The organism is Parabacteroides faecis, from assembly GCF_014647375.1.
GTDB lineage: Bacteria > Bacteroidota > Bacteroidia > Bacteroidales > Tannerellaceae > Parabacteroides > Parabacteroides faecis.
The window spans coordinates 208,963-227,620 of sequence record NZ_BMPB01000001.1 but is presented as its reverse complement, the minus strand read 5'-3'; the positions used below and the strand labels follow the sequence as shown (position 1 = coordinate 227,620).

General features: G+C 48.1%; 8 protein-coding genes. 7 read left to right on the top strand and 1 reads right to left on the bottom strand.

The window, feature by feature from the left end; translation table 11 throughout:
- Positions 1-86: 86 nt before the first annotated feature.
- Genes IEY67_RS00730 through IEY67_RS00700 form a run of 7 tightly spaced genes read left to right on the top strand, consistent with a single transcriptional unit; the run spans position 87 to position 17,003 of the window.
- The gene (locus IEY67_RS00730) at positions 87-2,615 is read left to right on the top strand and encodes a glycoside hydrolase family 9 protein (protein WP_183670441.1); all 2,529 of its coding nucleotides are present in this window, start codon (positions 87-89) and stop codon (positions 2,613-2,615) included.
- 41 nt (positions 2,616-2,656) lie between these two features.
- The gene (locus IEY67_RS00725) at positions 2,657-5,179 is read left to right on the top strand and encodes a glycoside hydrolase family 9 protein (RefSeq protein WP_183670442.1); all 2,523 of its coding nucleotides are present in this window, start codon (positions 2,657-2,659) and stop codon (positions 5,177-5,179) included.
- A gap of 29 nt (positions 5,180-5,208) precedes the next feature.
- Positions 5,209-7,047 (top strand): putative glycosyl hydrolase, encoded by a 1,839-nt coding sequence (locus IEY67_RS00720; protein ID WP_229800915.1) that lies wholly within the window; start codon positions 5,209-5,211, stop codon positions 7,045-7,047.
- A 13-nt stretch (positions 7,048-7,060) separates the two neighbouring features.
- Positions 7,061-9,448, top strand: coding sequence for a glycoside hydrolase family 31 protein (locus tag IEY67_RS00715; RefSeq protein ID WP_183670443.1), 2,388 nt, complete (start codon positions 7,061-7,063; stop codon positions 9,446-9,448).
- A gap of 11 nt (positions 9,449-9,459) precedes the next feature.
- Complete coding sequence (locus IEY67_RS00710; protein ID WP_183670444.1) at positions 9,460-12,279, top strand: TIM-barrel domain-containing protein; 2,820 nt, start codon at positions 9,460-9,462, stop codon at positions 12,277-12,279.
- Positions 12,280-12,292: 13 nt separating this feature from the next.
- Positions 12,293-14,794: a glycoside hydrolase family 2 TIM barrel-domain containing protein gene (locus IEY67_RS00705; RefSeq protein ID WP_183670445.1), complete on the top strand. Its 2,502-nt coding sequence runs from the start codon at positions 12,293-12,295 to the stop codon at positions 14,792-14,794.
- Between the two features lie 10 nt (positions 14,795-14,804).
- Positions 14,805-17,003 carry a glycoside hydrolase family 3 C-terminal domain-containing protein gene (locus IEY67_RS00700; protein ID WP_183670446.1) on the top strand — a complete coding sequence of 733 codons (2,199 nt, stop codon included), beginning with the start codon at positions 14,805-14,807 and terminating at the stop codon, positions 17,001-17,003.
- A gap of 80 nt (positions 17,004-17,083) precedes the next feature.
- On the opposite strand, the gene IEY67_RS00695 is transcribed toward IEY67_RS00700, so the two are convergent.
- On the bottom strand, positions 17,084-18,601 hold the full coding sequence (locus IEY67_RS00695; protein ID WP_122375661.1) for a potassium/proton antiporter: 1,518 nt from the start codon (positions 18,599-18,601) through the stop codon (positions 17,084-17,086).
- Positions 18,602-18,658 lie beyond the last annotated feature (57 nt).

Below are 18,658 nucleotides of genomic sequence, written 5' to 3'. Positions count from 1 at the left end.
TTAACGTATCAAAAAGACGGTAAAATAACTTGTTGCATTTCATTATGCTATTTGGGATTGATAGGTCTTTATTAAATCTTATTCACATGAAACGAACACTTATCGGCATATATTTACTGGCTTCTGTCTTCTCCTTGACGGCTCAGGAGTTCAAGCTCAATTCATCCGGATACTTCAACAACGGGGGAGTAGATGTAATGTCGTTCAACGATTTCTATCCCGAAGGCCATCAGGGAGGCGTCAGCCTTATCATGCATGGTAACCGGATCGCTACCAACGGTGATATCCGTCTCGAAGCAACACCGGGACAATGGCAGCCGGTGCCAAAACAACTGGATCGCATTGTAGATAATACTTCCAACACGATCATCACGCGACTTTCCTATCCCGATTCTTCCCGTCATATGACAGGTTTTAATCCGATGATCTACCCTGACCTCCAATTCAATTATACGGTCCGTGTAGAAGGGAAAGGCGGGAATATCGTAGTGACAGTCGACCTCGACGGACCTATCCCGGCAGACTTCGCAGGTAAGGTCGGTTTTAATCTCGAACTTTTTCCGGGCGATCTTTTCGGCAAACCCTGGATCATGGATGAACAGGACGGTATTTTTCCACAACAGCCTAACGGACCTACTTTAAATGTACGTTCCAATCATCAGCATACAGGTGATTACTGTTCTTTTACGAAAGAAAGCGGCCTCTTGGCTGACCGGAAACAGCTGGCGGGAGACGGTTCATCTTATAATCCCATCGTCGCCGACGATCTGATAGCCGAACCTTATGCGGTTGGACATTGTTTCACCGTCCGCCCTGACGATGCTTACAACAAATTTACCATCTTATCGGAAAACACAGAATTAAAATTATACGACGGACGTATGAACCATAATAACGGTTGGTTTGTCGTCCGCAGCGAAATTCCTGCCGGAGTGACGAAAGGCGCTGTCTGCTGGACTATCACTCCGAATGTAGTAAAAGATTGGCTGTATACGCCTGTTATCCAGACTTCACAGGTCGGTTACCACCCGGCGCAGCCGAAAGAGGCGATAATCGAGTTGGATAGCCGCGATAGCGCACGTCCTGAAGCTATATTATACCGTCTTACGGCAAAAGGAGAGGAGAAAATCCATGCCGTAGCCCCACAGCCGTGGGGAAACTTCCTGCGTTACAACTATCTTAAATTTGATTTCACGGACGTGAAGGAGGAAGGGCTTTACCGGATTCGTTACGGAAACTCGGTCTCTTCTGTTTTCCGCATCGCCCGGAATATCTATGAACGGGGCGTATGGCAGCCGGTCCTGGAATATTTTCTTCCGGTACAAATGTGCCACATGCGGGTGAACGAAAAATATCGGGTATGGCACGACTATTGTCATTTGGACGATGCCCGTATGGCTCCCGCCCTGAATCATATCGACGGATATACGCAGAATGCTTCTACTTTGACAAAGTATGCCCCGGGGGATATCGTTCCGGGATTAAATATCGGCGGATGGCATGACGCGGGTGATTTCGACCTGCGCGTAGAATCGCAAGCCGGTGAATCTTATATCCTGGCATTGGCTTATGAGGCTTTTCGCGAGGATTATGATGTCACCTCCATCGATCATCATAACCGGATTACCGAGATCCATCAGCCGGATGGTAAACCGGACCTGTTACAACAGGTCGAGAATGGTGCCTTAACCGTAGTGGGAGGCTATCGTGCCCTGGGCCGCCTGTATCGTGGAATTATTTGCACCGACCTGCGCCAGTATGTCATGCTGGGCGATGCCGGTGCCATGACCGACAATGTGATCGGTAATGCCGACGACCGCTGGGTATTCACCGAAGATAACCCTTCCCGCGAATTAAGCACTGCCGCCGCCCTGGCTACCGTCTCCCGTGTGTTGAAAGGCTTCAACGATACCCTGAGCGTACAATCTTTGCAGGCCGCCCGCGAATTGTTTGATCGGACTCGTGTGACCGATCGTTCGGAAATAAATAAGTTACAGGCTGCCGTAGAACTTTATCTGGCAACTCACGAGGATGGATACAAAAAATATATCCTTGGCCAACAGAAACTGATCGTTGATAACATCGCCCGTACAGGCTGGTTTATCGGACGCGCCGATCAGGCCATCAAGGATAAAAAATTTACAGAGAACATACGCAAGGCACTCGCCGCTTTCCGCCGTGAACTGGAAGAACAGAAAAAGGAAACCCCGTATGGCGTCCCTTATAAGCCGAGCATTTGGGGAGCAGGCTGGGATATCCAGTCGTTCGGCTATCAACAATATTTTCTCGTGCAGGCTTACCCTGACCTGTTCGGGCCGGAGTTGCTTTACAGCGCGCTCAACTTCGTGCTGGGTTGTCATCCGGGCAGCAATACCGCCTCCTTCGCTTCGGGTGTGGGAGCCAATTCGGCAACGGTAGCCTATGGATTGAACCGTGCAGATTGGTCTTATATCCCCGGTGGTGTGATCTCCGGGACTGCCATGATCCGTCCCGACTTCCCCGAACTGTTGACTTTCCCTTTCCTCTGGCAACAGACAGAATATGTGATGGGAGGAGGTTCCTCGCACTATATGTTCCTGGTACTCGCCGCCCGTCAGTTATTGGGAAATAAATAAAGGCTAACAAACAGATACCAACATATAAAAGAATACATATCATGAAGAACATATTGACAAGCATCGGCTTATTAGCATTGATACAATTCCACCCTCTTCAGGCGCAGGAATTCAAACTCGATCCTGCCGGTTATCTTCGTAATGAAGGTGTAGATGTAATGGCTTTCAGCGATGTCTATCCGGAGGGCAAACAAACCGGCGTAACTATTATTATGAACAACAACCGTGTGGCTGCCAGTGGCGATATCCGTCTGGAGACCTCTCAGGGGCAATGGCAACCGCTTCCCGTTCTGCGGAGCCGCCAGGTGAATGAGGCGGATAACAGTATAACTGTTACGTTAAGTTATCCCGATTCGTCCAGGCACATGACAGGTTTTAACCCGACCCTTTATCCGGATTTTGTATTCCAGTACACGATCCGTGTAGCAGGAGAGGGTGACAATGTCATCGTAACAGTCGATCTGGATACCCCCGTCCCTCAGAAATATGAAGGAAAAATAGGTTTTAACCTCGAGCTTTACCCGGGTTCCCTTCTGGGAAAACCCTGGATCATGGATCACAAGGCCGGTATTTTTCCTGCACAGGCGAATGGTCCGACAATCTCCTGCGAATCGAATACCCAATGGCTCGGTAACTTTAATCCGGAAGGAAAGGTCGACCTGAAACATCTTTTGGGTGACGGCACCTACAACCCGATGATTGCCGACGATATCATAGCCGCCCCTTATGCCCACGGTAAGAAATTCACCATGAATCCGGCTGATCCTTACAACAAAGTGACGGTCCGTTCAGAAATCGGAGACCTGATCCTCTATGACGGACGTATGAATCATAACAACGGCTGGTTCGTTCTGCGGACAGAGATACCGGCGGGCGTTTCCAGGAATGCGATCAAGTGGGTGATCACTCCGAATGTAGTAAAAGACTGGATGTATACGCCGGTAGTACAGACCTCGCAGGTCGGTTACCATCCGGATCAGCCGAAGATGGCTGTGATCGAACTGGATAGCCGTGATAAGCAGATCGGTGAACCGGCTCTTTATAAAATTACGGATGCAGGTGAAGAGCTTATCCTGGACGGACCGGTACAGGAATGGGGTAAATTCTTGCGGTACAACTATCTCCGTTTCGACTTTTCGTCTATCCGGGAAGAAGGTTTGTATCAGGTTCGTTACGGTGAATCCGTTTCTCCTGTATTCCGTATTGCCGAAGACGTTTATGAACGTGGCGTCTGGCAGCCGGAACTGGAGTACTTCCTGCCGATCCAGATGTGTCATATGCGGGTGAACGAAAAATACCGTGTCTGGCATGACCTTTGTCATATGGATGATGCCCGTATGGCTCCTGTGAACCTGAGCCATATCGACGGATATTCTTCAGGTGCGTCTACACTTACTAAATACCAGCCGGGTGATATCGTACCCGGTCTGACCATCGGTGGCTGGCATGATGCCGGTGACTATGACCTCCGCGTGGAATCGCAGGCGGGAGAGGCTTATATCCTGGCATTGGCGTATGAACATTTCGGTATCGATTACGACGCGACAACGATCGACCATCATAAAAGGGTTACCGAAATTCATCAGCCGGACGGCAAACCGGATTTATTGCAGCAGGTGGAGAACGGTGCATTGACCGTTGTGGCAGGTTATCGTGCTCTCGGACGTCTTTACCGCGGGATTATCTGTAACAGTGTCCGCCAGTATGTCCATCTGGGAGATGCCAGTGCCCACACCGACAATGTGACTGGAAATGAAGACGATCGTTGGGTATTCACAGAGGATAACCCGTATCGCGAACTGACGACTGCTGCCCAGTTGTCAGCAATCTCCCGGGTTTTGAAAAACTTTAACGATACATTGAGTACACAGGCATTGGATGCTGCGAAAGAACTGTACCGGATCACCCGGACTGATGAGCGGACCAAAGGAGCTAAAATACATGCGGCAGTCGAACTGTATCTGACAACCGGCGATAATTCCTATAAGGAATATGTGCTGGCCGAACAGGATTATATCGTTCAGCACATCGATCGTCTCGGCTGGTTTATCGGTCGTTTCGATAAAGCGGTGAATGATAAGAAATTCTCGCAGTCTATCCGTAAAGCATTGGTTACCGTTCGTGACCAGTATGAGAAAATGAAGTTGCAGACTCCATACGGCGTACCTGAAGATCGTGGAAACCTGAGTTCTGGTTCCTGGGATGTGCAGACGCTAGGCTATTATTACTGCTTCCTGCAGGATGCTTATCCTGATCTGTTCACTCCAGACTATATTTTCAATGCAATCAACTTTATCCTGGGCTGCCATCCGGGAAGTAACACGGTCTCTTTTGCTTCCGGTATCGGAGCGAATTCGGCAACAGTGGCTTATGGGGTGAATCGCGCCGATGGTTCTTATATACCGGGTGGAGTTACTCCGGGAACAGTCCTGATCCGTCCCGACCTGCCGGAACTGGTGCCGTATCCGTTCATCTGGCAGGAAGGTGAGTATTGTATGGGGGGCGAGGCTTCTTACTTTATGTATATGGTGTTGGCTGCCCGGAAGATACTAAATGAAAAATAGGATTGTAAAACGCATTTATTTCAATGAATATGAAACGAATATATTATCTTCTGTCAGCATTGCTGATCTCTTCTTCCATTTTTGCCGGTAATTACCGGAGCTTCAAAGTCTCGGTTTATACCCGTGCATATGAGGTAGAGAAGATGAAAGATCTTGCGTGGCTGGATTCCACCTGGAATATAATCTCTCAACAGGTAAAGGTCGATAAAATCTATTTGGAGACGCACCGTGACCTGTTGATCGTTCCCGATGAAACCCTGGAACAGGCAAAGAAGTACTTCCTTGATCGGGGAATCGAAGTGGGTGGCGGCATCACCTATACGATCAATGAAGCGAATAACTTTGAAACCTTCTGTTATTCCGATCCCGAACATCGGAAGATGGTACAGGAGATAGCTGAACATACAGCCAGGCATTTCGATGACTTTATCCTGGATGATTTCTTCTTTACCAGCTGTAAATCGGATATAGAAATCAAGGCCAAAGGCAGTCAGAGCTGGAGTGATTACCGCACTAAACTGATGACTGAAGCCGGTCAGACGTTGGTTCTGAAACCGGCAAAGAAAGTCAATCCGAATGTAAAGGTGATTATCAAATATCCGAACTGGTACGATCATTTCCAGGGATTGGGATTCGATCTGAAGAACGGTCCCCGGTTGTTTGACGGTGTATGGACCGGAACGGAAACCCGTGATCCGGGTAATGCACAGCATTTGCAAAATTACCTGAGCTATAACGTGGTTCGGTATTATGAGAATCTGCGCCCCGGTCATAACGGAGGTGGTTGGGTGGATGCCGGTGGTTCCGAACTGGGGATGGACCGGTATGCTGAACAACTTTGGCTGACCATGTTCGCCAAAGCCCCTGAAATGATCCTTTTTGCCTATAACCAACTGCTGGATGTAAAGATCAAACCGGAGCACCGTACTCCCTGGCAGGGACAAGGGACCAGTTTTAATTACGATGAGATGATGAAGCCGGTCAGATCAGCCGCCGGACAACAGGTGCAGCCAACTACGATTGCCCGTGCAGCCGGTGTGACTTTCGAACAAATAGATAAGTTTGTCCATAAGCTCGGGAAGCCGATCGGGATTAAGTCTTACAAACCTTATCATTCGCTGGGGGATGACTTTCTTCCGAATTATCTGGGAATGATCGGCCTGCCGATGGATATGTATCCCGAATTTCCGACAGATCAGCAAGTCGTTTTGCTGACTGAACAGGCTAAATATGATCCGGTGCTGCTTCCAAAGATGAAGGCCCAGTTACAGAAAGGCGGAGATATAGTGATTACCAGTAACCTGTTGAAAGCTATACCGGAACAGATCGCCGAGATTGCTGAATTGCGTTGTTCAGATCTGAAAGCATTGGTGAATGATTTCGGGTCTTTGGGTAAATCCGGTCGTGACCTGTTGATTCCTCAGGTTCGCTACCAGACAAACGATGCCTGGGAGCTGGCAAGTGCCGGGCGTCCTCTCAAAGGTGGTGTCAGTGGATATCCGATGTTGCTTCGGGCTCTTTATTCGAAAGGTAGTTTGTACGTGATCACTATTCCGGACGATATGGGAAGTCTATACGATCTTCCCGAAGGCGTACTGAATATATTCCGCCGGGTGATGAGCCAGGATCTGCCTGTGCGTATCGAGGCACCGTCCAAAGTGAGCCTGTTTCTTTATGATAACGGGACATTCATTGTGGAATCATTCAATGATGAGCCTGTCACGATCCGGGTGATCACAGATGAGGGAATAAAGCAACTGACTGATATCGTCGACGATTCCGTTGTGGTTCCGGTGAGTGAAGAAACTTCGTCCAAAAGGTTCCGCCTGACGCTTATGCCTCATTCGTACCGTGTATTCAAATATTAAAAACAGATAGATTATGAAAAATAAGAAATTATTTCTGTCATTAACTTTGGCTGCTTTGGGTGGATTACCTTTGCAGTCACAGGCACAGCTTCAGATTAATTCGGGTTCACAGTATCTGATGAACCAGGCGAAAGATATGAGCACCGATTTCGGTGATTTCACCAACATCTTTTTCTTTGCAGATGAATTGTCGTCATTTGATGTAGCAAAAGCCAGCGGTACCGTTCGATGGAAACGGTACACGCTGGAAAGCCGCCAGGCGTTCAATACAAATACAGTATTGCCTGTACCGCTGAAAATGCAGGATTTCCCCTTTACAGCTTATGTAAATGATCCCGAATTAAGATTCTCTATCGACTTTGTCTCTCCCCGTACGGTCCGTGTCCGGATGTTAACGACACCGGTGGAACCGAAGGATGAAACCTCCCTGATGCTTGCCAAAGAACCAGGCAAAGACAGCTCCTGGAAGGGAACAGAAACGGGGAATGCCGTGACATATGCAAATGCCAACGGCAGTATAACCATTGAAAAGAACCCGTGGCGTATCGTTTTGCGTGATGCGAAGGGCAAGATTATGACGCAGACCCGTACATTGCATGATAACGACTCGACCCAGGCTAAGATTGTCCCGTTCAATTTTATCAAACGCGGATCGGATAACAGCCGGAGCATTAATCCAGTATTCTCTCTGGCTCCGAACGAAAAGATTTTCGGTTGCGGTGAGTCTTTCGGCCCTCTGAATAAAGTGGGACAGAAAGTACACCTGTTTGTAACCGACCCCCAAGGACCCGAAACCGACCAGCAATATAAACCCATTCCTTTCTTTATGAGTAACCGCGGCTATGGTATGTTCATGCATACCTCCGCCCCGGTGACCTGCGACTTTGGTGCGACCAATATCAATGTCAATAAGCTATTCATGGGTGATGAGACAATGGACTTTTTCGTTTTCTTCGGAGAACCGAAAGATATTCTGAATGAATATACGGAGATTGTGGGTAAGCCGGGAATGCCGCCTCTGTGGTCGTTCGGAACCTGGATGAGCCGCATCACTTATTTCTCACAAAAAGACGGATACGACGTAGCAGAAAACCTGCGTAAGCATAAGATCCCCTCTGATGTGATTCACTTTGATACCGGCTGGTTTGAAACCGACTGGCAGTGCGATTACCAGTTTGCTCCGAACCGCTTCTCCGATCCGCAACTGATGTTGGATGATCTGAAAAAGAAAGGCTTCCATACTTGTTTGTGGCAGTTGCCTTATTTCACGCCGAAGAACCGTTTCTTTAGCGAGTTGATTGAAAAGGACCTGTATGTGAAGAATGGTAAAGGAGAACTTCCTTATGAAGATGTTGTATTGGATTTCTCCAATCCGAATACGGTTAAGTGGTACCAGGACAAACTGACCAACCTGATTAAGATGGGGGTAGGCGCTATCAAGGTCGATTTCGGTGAAGCCGCTCCGTTCAATGGCATTTATGCTTCCGGTAAAAGCGGGTTTTATGAGCATAATCTTTATCCGTTGAGATATAATAAGGCTGTTGCCGATATTATCAAGGAAGTACATGGCGAAAATATTATTTGGGCGCGTAGTGCCTGGGCAGGCTCACAGCGTTACCCGTTGCATTGGGGCGGTGATGCAGAGAATACAGATATGGGTATGTTGGGAACATTGCGTGGCGGTCTGTCCTTCGGTTTGAGCGGATTCTCTTTCTGGAGCCATGATATCGGAGGCTTTGTAACATCTACTCCGGAGGAACTCTATCGCCGCTGGTTGCCGATGGGATTCCTATGCTCTCACACCCGTGCACACGGTGCACCTCCTACAGAACCCTGGTTGTATAATGAAGGATTCCTGAAAGCTTTCCGTCAGAATGCGGAATTGAAATATAAACTGATGCCGTATGTCTATGCACAGGCAAAAGAATGTACGGAGAAAGGTCTTCCGATGATGCGTGCTCTCTTTGTGGAATACCCGCATGATGCCGGTGCATGGCTGGTTGAAGATGAATACTTGTTCGGTAGCCAGATGTTGGTCGCCCCGATGATGGAAAGCGGTTCCGAACGCGATGTCTATCTGCCGGAAGGTAAATGGATCGATTACCAGACCGGAAAAACGTATGCCGGAGGTTGGCATACTATTCAGACAGGAACAATACCTGCTGTGATCCTGGTTCGTGACGGTTCCGTATTGCCACATATCAAACTGGCACAAAATACAGATGAGATGGATTGGAGCCAGCTCGAACTGAAAGTCTATGCTTCCGATGCAACCGAAGCAACCGGACTGGTTTGCCTGCCGTCAGACAATCAGCTTCATCCGTTGACAGTCTCTGTAAAAGGGCATCAGGTGAAAGCCGACGGCCTGGAAGGAAAAGTGAAATTTAAAGTGACAGACTAATAAGATAGAATATGAAACAAGCGATTGTATGTCTTACCTTCGGAACGCTGTTGTTCTTTGCCTGCCATTCGGATGCTGTCCGGCAGACAGAGAATGGAATAATCGTCCCTATTACTTCCGGCGAGACAAAAGCCGTTAAACTGGAAGTGATTACCGACGATGTAATCCGGGTGATGGCATCGCCAACAGGCATATTTGAAGAAAGTGTAAATCTGATCAAAGACACGCACCAGTTACCTGTCCCTGCTTTTGAGATCACCCGGAACGGGGATACCATCACGCTTGGAACAGCTACTTTACAGGCCCGTCTATTACAGAGAACAGGCGAAGTCTGGTTCACGGATAAGGCAGGGAACCTGATCCTCCGTGAACAGAATGGAGGTGGGAAAGAATTCACCCCGGTACGGGTGGAAGGAACCAATGGTTATTCGTTTCGTCAGGTTTTTGAAAATGACGAAGAGGAAGGATTGTATGGTCTGGGACAACATCAGAGCGACGAGTTCAATTATAAAGGAAAAAACGAAGAACTGTTCCAGTACAATACGAAAGTAAGCGTTCCTTTTATCGTTTCCACCAAAGGGTATGGAATACTCTGGCATAACTATTCCCTGAGCCGTTTCGGGGATAAACGCCCCTATGCTGAACTGGGCGATGTCTTTAAACTGTATGATAAGGAAGGGCAGGCCGGTGCATTGACCGCTACTTATTATAAGGATCGGACCTCTTCGGTACAACCTTTGATCCGAAAAGAGGACAAAATCAATTATGAAGATCTGGTAACGATCAAGAATTTCCCGGAGAAATTTCCTTCCAATGAGGCTTATGCCACCTGGGAAGGAGAGATAGAACCAACAGAAAGTGGTGTACATCATTTCAAACTACATTATGCCGGATATACGAAAGTCTTTATCGATGGGAAAGAAGTGGTCGCCGAACGCTGGCGTACTGCCTGGAACCCGAACGATTATAAAACCAAAGTTCGTCTGGAAAAAGGAAAGCGTTATCCGATCCGGGTCGAATGGCTTCCGGATGGTGGTGTCTCTTATTTGGGATTGAAGGTGCTGAGTCCGTTACCCGAGGCCGAACAGAACCGTTTGGCATTCTGGAGCGAGATGGGTGATCAGATCGACTATTACTTTATCAACGGTAAAAATATGGATGAGGTGATCAGTGGATATCGTTCCGTAACCGGAAAAAGCCAGGTGATGCCTAAATGGGCCATGGGGTATTGGTTAAGCCGTGAGCGTTATAAAACACAGGATGAATTGCTGACCGCATTGAATGAATACCGGAAACGCCAGGTCCCATTGGATGTGATCGTTCAGGACTGGAGTTATTGGCCGGTAGATGCCTGGGGAAGCCATGAATTCGACAAGGAACGTTTCCCGGACCCTGCCGGAATGATCAGGGAGATACACGAGAAGGATGCCCGTTTCATGATCTCCGTATGGCCTAAATTTTATATGACGACAGAGCATTACAAGGAACTGGACCAACTGGGAGCTATGTATCAGCAAGCGATTAAAGACAGCATCCGCGACTGGATCTATCCGGGATATATCGGCTCATTCTATGACGCCTACAATCCGGAAGCACGTAAATTGTTCTGGAATCAGATGAATGAACATCTCTACAGCCTGGGTGTCGATGCCTGGTGGATGGATGCCTCCGAACCGAATGTACAGGACAATACGGATATGAATTACCGGAAGAAGTTGTGCGGACCGACTTATCTGGGCCCTTCTACCAAATATTTCAATGCCTATGCCCTGATGAATGCGGAGGCAATCTATGACGGACAGCGTGGCGTAAACCCGGATAACCGTGTTTTCCTGTTAACCCGTTCCGGTTTTGCCGGACAGCAGCGGTATTCGACAGCTACCTGGAGCGGTGATATCGGTACCCGTTGGGAAGATATGAAAGCTCAGATAAGTGCCGGTTTGAACTTTGCGATGTCGGGTGTCCCTTACTGGACGATGGATATCGGCGGATTCTGTGTGGAGAAACGTTATGAGCACGCGGAAGAAGGAAGCGAAGACCTGAACGAATGGCGCGAATTGAATACCCGTTGGTATCAGTTCGGTGCATTCTGCCCGTTGTTCCGTAGCCATGGTCAGTATCCGTGCCGGGAAATCTATAATATCGCACCGGAAGGAACACCTACCTACAAGTCAATGAAATATTATACCGAATTACGATATCGCCTGATGCCTTATATCTATAGCCTGGCAGGTATGACCTATTTCAATGACTATACGATCATGCGTGCCCTGGTGATGGATTATGCGGAAGATAAGAAGACCTATACTATTGATGACCAGTTTATGTTCGGTCCGGCCTTTATGGCTTGTCCGGTTCATCAGTACAAGAAACGGGACCGGGAGGTCTATTTCCCTGCCGGAGTCTGGTACGATTACTATACCGGTAAAAGTATGACCGGAGGAACTTCCCGCACTATAGCTGCTCCGTATGAACAAATGCCGTTATTTGTACGCGGCGGCTCCATTATCCCTGCAGGTAAACTGATCCAGTCGACTGCCGAAGAACAAAAGGACCTGACGGTCTACGTGTATACCGGTGCCGATGCCTCTTTCTCCTTATATGAGGATAATGGGGTGACTTATGCCTATGAAAAAGGTGAATACAGTACGATTCCGTTTTCTTATGAAGAATCAGGAAAGGAACTGACTATCGGAACCCGTTCCGGTTCTTTCCCTGAAATGGCTATGGAACGGAATATAAAAGTTATCTTTGTTACACCTGAATATCCGGCGGGAAAGGAAGTCTCTGCTGTATATAAAGGCGAACAGTTAACCATTTCGTTACCCTGATAAACTAACATGTATGAAACAATTAGCAATTGTATTCTTTAGTCTCTTGTTGGCGGCCTGTTCGGCCGACCGGCAGGGACGTGAGAGAACCTCCTTTAACAACGACTGGCTATTCTCGCTGACAGACAACCAGGCGGATCTTTCCGCTCCGGATGCCGACGATAGCGGCTGGAGGCAACTGAACCTTCCGCATGATTGGAGCATCGAAGCAGATTTCTCCAAAGAGAATCCGGCGACACCCGGGGGCGGAGCCTTGCCCGGTGGTATGGGCTGGTACAGGAAGCATTTCAAGATACCGGAAAGTGACCGGGGAAAGCAGGTCTATATCGACTTCGACGGTGTTTACCGTTGCAGTAAGGTATGGCTGAACGGTCATCTGCTGGGATTCCGTCCGAACGGATATATCTCGTTCCGTTATGATATGACTCCTTATTTGAAATACGGTCAGGAAGAGAATGTACTGGTTGTACAGGCTGACAACTCGCAGCAACCTAACTCACGCTGGTATTCGGGATCAGGTATCTACCGGAATGTCTGGTTGGTTAAAACCGGTCAGGTTCATGTGGATCAGTACGGAACGAATATTACAACTCCGGATGTCGCACAGGAGAGGGCGACGGTAGTGATTGAAACGACACTGAAGAATACTTATGCAGCTGTAGTTACTGCCGAGTTGACGACAATCATTAAAGCCCCTTCCGGAAAAGTTATTGCACATACCTCTCTTCCGGTCGAACTACCGGAGAACGGTAGCGATATTATTAAACAGACTCTTGAGGTAAAAGCCCCTGAATTGTGGGGAATAAAAAATCCCGCATTATATACTGCTGTAACTGAAGTAAGATCCGGAAATCAACTGACCGACCGATATGAAACAACCTTCGGTATCCGTACTTTCCGGTGGGATGAGGCAACCGGTTTTTATCTGAACGGAGAACCGACAAAGGTGTTGGGTGTTTGTCTGCATCATGACCTGGGATGCCTGGGTACGGCCGTTAATAAACGTGCGATCGAGCGTCAGTTGCAGATAATGAAAGATATGGGTGTCAATGCGATCCGTACCAGCCATAATCCACCGGCTCCCGAATTACTGGAACTATGCGACCGGATGGGACTGCTGGTACAGGATGAGTCGTTCGATATGTGGAGAAAACGAAAATCGCCTTACGATTATGCACAATACTTTGACGAATGGCATGAACGGGACCTGACCGACCAGATCAAGCGTGACCGTAACCATGCCTCCGTTTTCATGTGGAGTATCGGAAATGAGGTACTTGAACAATGGTCGCATGCGGATGCCGATACACTGAGCCTGCAGGAAGCGAACCTGATCCTGAATGCCGGTCATAAGATAGATCCGGCTTTGCTGGAGGATAGCACAATGAGTGTCCAGTCGTTGATCACGATCGCTTTGGCTGATATTGTCAGAAAGTTGGATACTACCCGTCCGGTAACTGCCGGGAATAACGGTGTAGATCCGGCCAACCATCTATTCCGTTCCGGTGCACTCGATGTGTATGGTTTCAACTACCATGAGAAAGACTATGCCCCTTTCCCACAGGTCTATCCGGGCAAGAAGCTGATCGTCAGTGAATCTACATCGGCTTTGATGACACGCGGTTATTACCAGATGCCATCCGACGAAATGTATATCTGGCCCGAATCATGGGACAAGCCTTTCGATCGTCCTGAACACCTTTGTTCTTCTTACGACAACTGCCATGTTCCCTGGGGATCGACCCATGAAGTAACCTGGCACGAGGTAAAACGTTTGCCGTATGCTTCCGGAATGTTTATCTGGACTGGTTTTGATTACCTGGGTGAGCCGACACCTTACTGGTGGCCGAGTCGCAGCAGTTTCTTTGGAGTCGTCGACCTGGCAGGATTCCCGAAAAACGTTTATTATATGTACCGGAGTGAATGGACTGACCAGCCGACCCTGCATCTGTTCCCGCATTGGAACTGGAAAGAGGGTGAAGAGGTAGATGTCTGGGCCTATTACAACCAGGCGGATGAGGTGGAACTATTCCTGAATGGTAAGAGTCTCGGCACGAAAAGTAAGAATGACAGTACCTACCATGTATCCTGGCGTGTTCCATTTACACCGGGTACGCTGAAAGCCGTATCGCGTAAAGCCGGAAAAGAAGTGCTGGCACAGGAAATCCATACTGCAGGCGAGGCTGCCGAGCTAGCATTACTCCCTGACCGTCGGGTTATTCAGGCAGATGGTACGGATCTCTCTTTTATAACCGTTGAAGTGAGGGACAAAGCCGGTAACCTGGTTCCCCGTGCCGATAACCTGATTCGTTTCTCGGTGGAAGGAGACGGGTTTATTGCCGGAACGGACAACGGTGATCAGAATGATCCCAACAGCCTGAAAAAACCGGAGAGGAATGCGTTTTACGGAAAAGCTCTTGTCGTTGTTCAAAACACAGGCAAAAAAGGGGTTATCCGTGTAAAAGCAACAGCTGCCGGACTACCGGATGCTGTCACTGAAATAGAAGTTGAATAAATAAGAAAACATGAAGAAATTAATGACTATGGCTGTGCTTTCCTTTTGTATGACCACTGGGGTATCGGGTACACAGCCTATAAATAAAGAGGATCAGCAGATAGAAAAACAGATCGAGAAGCTGATCCGTCGGATGACACTGGAAGAAAAAGTTAGTTTGTTACATGGAAATTCCAAGTTTTATGTCTCGGAAATCAAGCGTTTAGGTATTCCGGAATGGAGCCTGAGCGACGGTCCTCATGGGGTCCGTGCAGAGATTAACCGGCATGACTGGGGATATGCCAACTGGACTACCGATTCGTCGACCTATTTTCCGACAGGTACGGCTTTTGCGGCTGCCTGGAATCCGGAGCTTGCCTATTACCGTGGGGAAGTACTGGGTGAAGAAGCCCGCTGGCGTAAAAAAGACGTATTGCTCGGTCCCGGTGTGAATATTATCCGTAGCCCGTTGTGCGGACGTAACTTCGAATATATGAGCGAGGACCCTTATCTGAACTCTGTACTCGCCGTTCAGTATATCCAGGGACTGCAAAGCCGTGATGTCGCATGCAGCGTGAAGCATTTCGCTTTGAACAACCAGGAAACGGACCGTACCACTGTCGAGGTGGAATGTAGCGAACGTGCCCTCCGTGAAATCTATCTGCCTGCATTCAAAGCAGCAGTACAGGAAGGCGGTGCCCTGACCGTGATGGCCGCCTATAACAAATATAAAGGCGATTGGTGTGCAGAAAACAAATATCTGGCACGCGACATCCTTCGTGATGAATGGGGCTTTAAAGGAGTGTATGTGACCGATTGGGGGGCAGCCCACAGTACGGTAAAATCCGCTATTGCCGGTCTGGATCTGGAAATGGGGACCAATATTGAAAATTATGATGACTGGTATTTTGCCAATCCTCTGATAGAGGCGGTAAAGAAGGGTGAAGTGGCTGAAAGCCTGGTGGATGAAAAAGTAGGTAATGTACTCCGTGTCATGATCAAAACGAAAGTTCTGGACCCAAAGAAACGTTTTAACCGGGGTTCTATCAATACGCCGGAGCATCAGCAGGCTGCTTATCAGGCCGCTGCCGAAGCGATTGTGTTATTGAAGAATAAAGAAAACCTGCTGCCGTTGGATATCTCGTCGGTGAAAAGCATTGCTGTGATCGGCGATAATGCTACCCGTCGGCATTCGGATGGTGGACTGAGTTCCGAGATCAAGTCTTTGTATGAAGTCACTCCGCTGGAAGCAATCCGTATGAAACTGGGTGACCGTGTGAAAGTCAATTTTGCACAGGGATATGAAAAACTATCCACTTTTATCGAAGGAAGTAATAACGGGCAGAATGCCGGCAGTTTTACTGATGGAAATCAGGTAAACGAGAAGTTATTGAAGGAAGCAGTCGACGCAGCCCGCAACAGCGATGTGGCGATCGTTGTCGGAGGGTTAAATCATGATTATGATACGGAATCGGCAGATCGTCAATATATGGAATTGCCTTACGGTCAGGTGCAATTGATCCAGGAAGTGATCAAAGCCAATCCCAGAACGATCGTGGTGATCGTTGCCGGTTCGCCGGTGAATATGGCTGCTTTGGATATCTGTGCCCCGGCAATCCTTTGGGGATGGTATAACGGAATGGAAGGTGGAAATGCCTTGGTGGATGCCATTACCGGGAAGGTGAATCCCAGTGGCAAAATGCCTTTTACCACCCCTGTTACACTGGAACAATCTCCGGATATGGCTTTAGGTAATTTCCCCGGAAGAGATCTGAAAGTAAAATATGAAGAAGATATCCTGGTAGGTTATCGCTGGTATGACACGAAACGGTTACCGGTGGTCTATCCGTTCGGCTATGGTCTGTCTTATACTGACTTCTCTTTTGGAAATCTGGCTACCGACAAGAAAACGTATGGCCAGGGGGAAACGATCAAAGCCACTTTCACATTGACGAATACCGGAAAAAGAGATGGTGCCGAAGTTGCCCAACTCTACGTAAGCGATCCGGAATGTTCAGTCATGCGTCCGGTAAAAGAACTGAAAGGTTTCAGGAAAGTTTTTCTGAAAGCAGGTGAAAGTAAACAGGTAGAAATAGATATTCCGGTAAGTTCTTTGGCTTTTTACAGCGAAGCACAGAAACGATTCGTTGTAGAACCGGGTACTTTTGTCTTACATTTGGCTACCTCTGCAGAAAATATAAAGTCTGATATGTCTATCGAAATCCAGTAGTAAACTTTCCCTTCTGGAAGGGAGCAAGGGGTGTGTTATTGCTTTGTTATATAACTAGCTTTAACACACCCCTTATCCTTTTAATTCTTCTTCAGCGTGTAATCTGTAATTCCCAGCGCCTCATAAGCCTGAAGCAGTGCTTCGTCATTATCGGAAATCATCAGTAGCTTATCATTCTCCATCAGGACCGTATTCCCTTTAGGTATGAAATAACGTCCGTCACGCATGACCATTACCGCCAGCGTATGGTCGGGCAGGGTGAGTTCCATCAGTTTATTCCCATGCGTAAGTACTTCGGGAGTTACATCGATCTCGCTCATCGCGCTCTTGATACCTTCCGGCAGTTCGATACCGAATACATCCTTTCGTTCCGGTTCATCTATCATATCCAGCCATTTGGCAGCCTGTGTTACTGTTGTGCCCTGTATCAGCAGTGACAAGATCGTGATAAAGAATACCACGTTGAATATCAGCCCGGCATGCTCTACTCCTGCAATCAGCGGATAGGTGGCGAAGATAATCGGTACGGCTCCTCGAAGCCCTACCCACGAAATATATAGTTTCCCTTTGAAAGAGAAGTTCTTATATGGGAGCAGGCAGAGGAAAACACTGATCGGACGGGCGAAAATGATCATAAAGATACCGACCGTCAGACCGATGGGAGCTACCGGCAACAGTTCGTGCGGATTGACAAGTAATCCCAGCGTAAGGAACATCACGATCTGCCATAACCAGGCAAAACCGTCGAAGAAAGTACCGATACTCTTCTTGTGTACGATCTTCGCATTTCCGACTACCAGGCCAGCGATATATACAGCCAGGTAACCGTTCCCCTTGCAGAGCGAGGTAGCGGCGAAAGTAAAGAAGGCTGTTGCCAGCAACAGGATCGGATACAGCGACTCATTATCGATGTCAATTTTATTGATAATGATTACGGCCAGTTTTCCGAATAAGAATCCGGCTATGGCACCTACCGACAATTGGATCACCAACGACAAAGCAGCATCGGCCAGATTCATGCCGGCTGTCTGGATATAAGCGATCAACAGTAGGGTAAGCATATACGCCATCGGGTCGTTACTACCACTTTCCAACTCCAAGGTTGGTCGGAGACGCTCTTTCAGGTAGACTCCCTTGCTTCGCAGGATGGAGAATACGGAGGCCGAATCGGTTGACGACATAACGGCAGCCATCAGCAGGGACTCGGGGAGTGTGAGCGTTTCATAACCGGTCACGAGTTTGGACAGATAATAAATGAATCCCCCCGTAATGAACGTAGTTGCCAGTACACCGACTGTTGCCAGAATGACCCCTTGCGACGCAATGGGTTTTACCTCGGATATCTTCGTGTCCATACCACCTGAGAACAGGATGATACTCAACGCTAGCATACCGATGAACTGCGCAATATTTGGATTACTGAACTGGATTCCCAGCCCGTCGCTACCGAATAACATACCGACTCCCAGAAACAGCAACAATGCGGGAAGTCCGAAACGATAACCTGCCTTACCGGCGAAAATACTGAAAAAAAGAATGACGGAAGCAATCAACAAGATTCCCTCCGCATTGTGTAAGAGTTCTAAATCATGGAACATAAGCGGAAACGGTTTACTCAATTATCCTTCAAAATAACAAAAAAAATCTGAAACAAC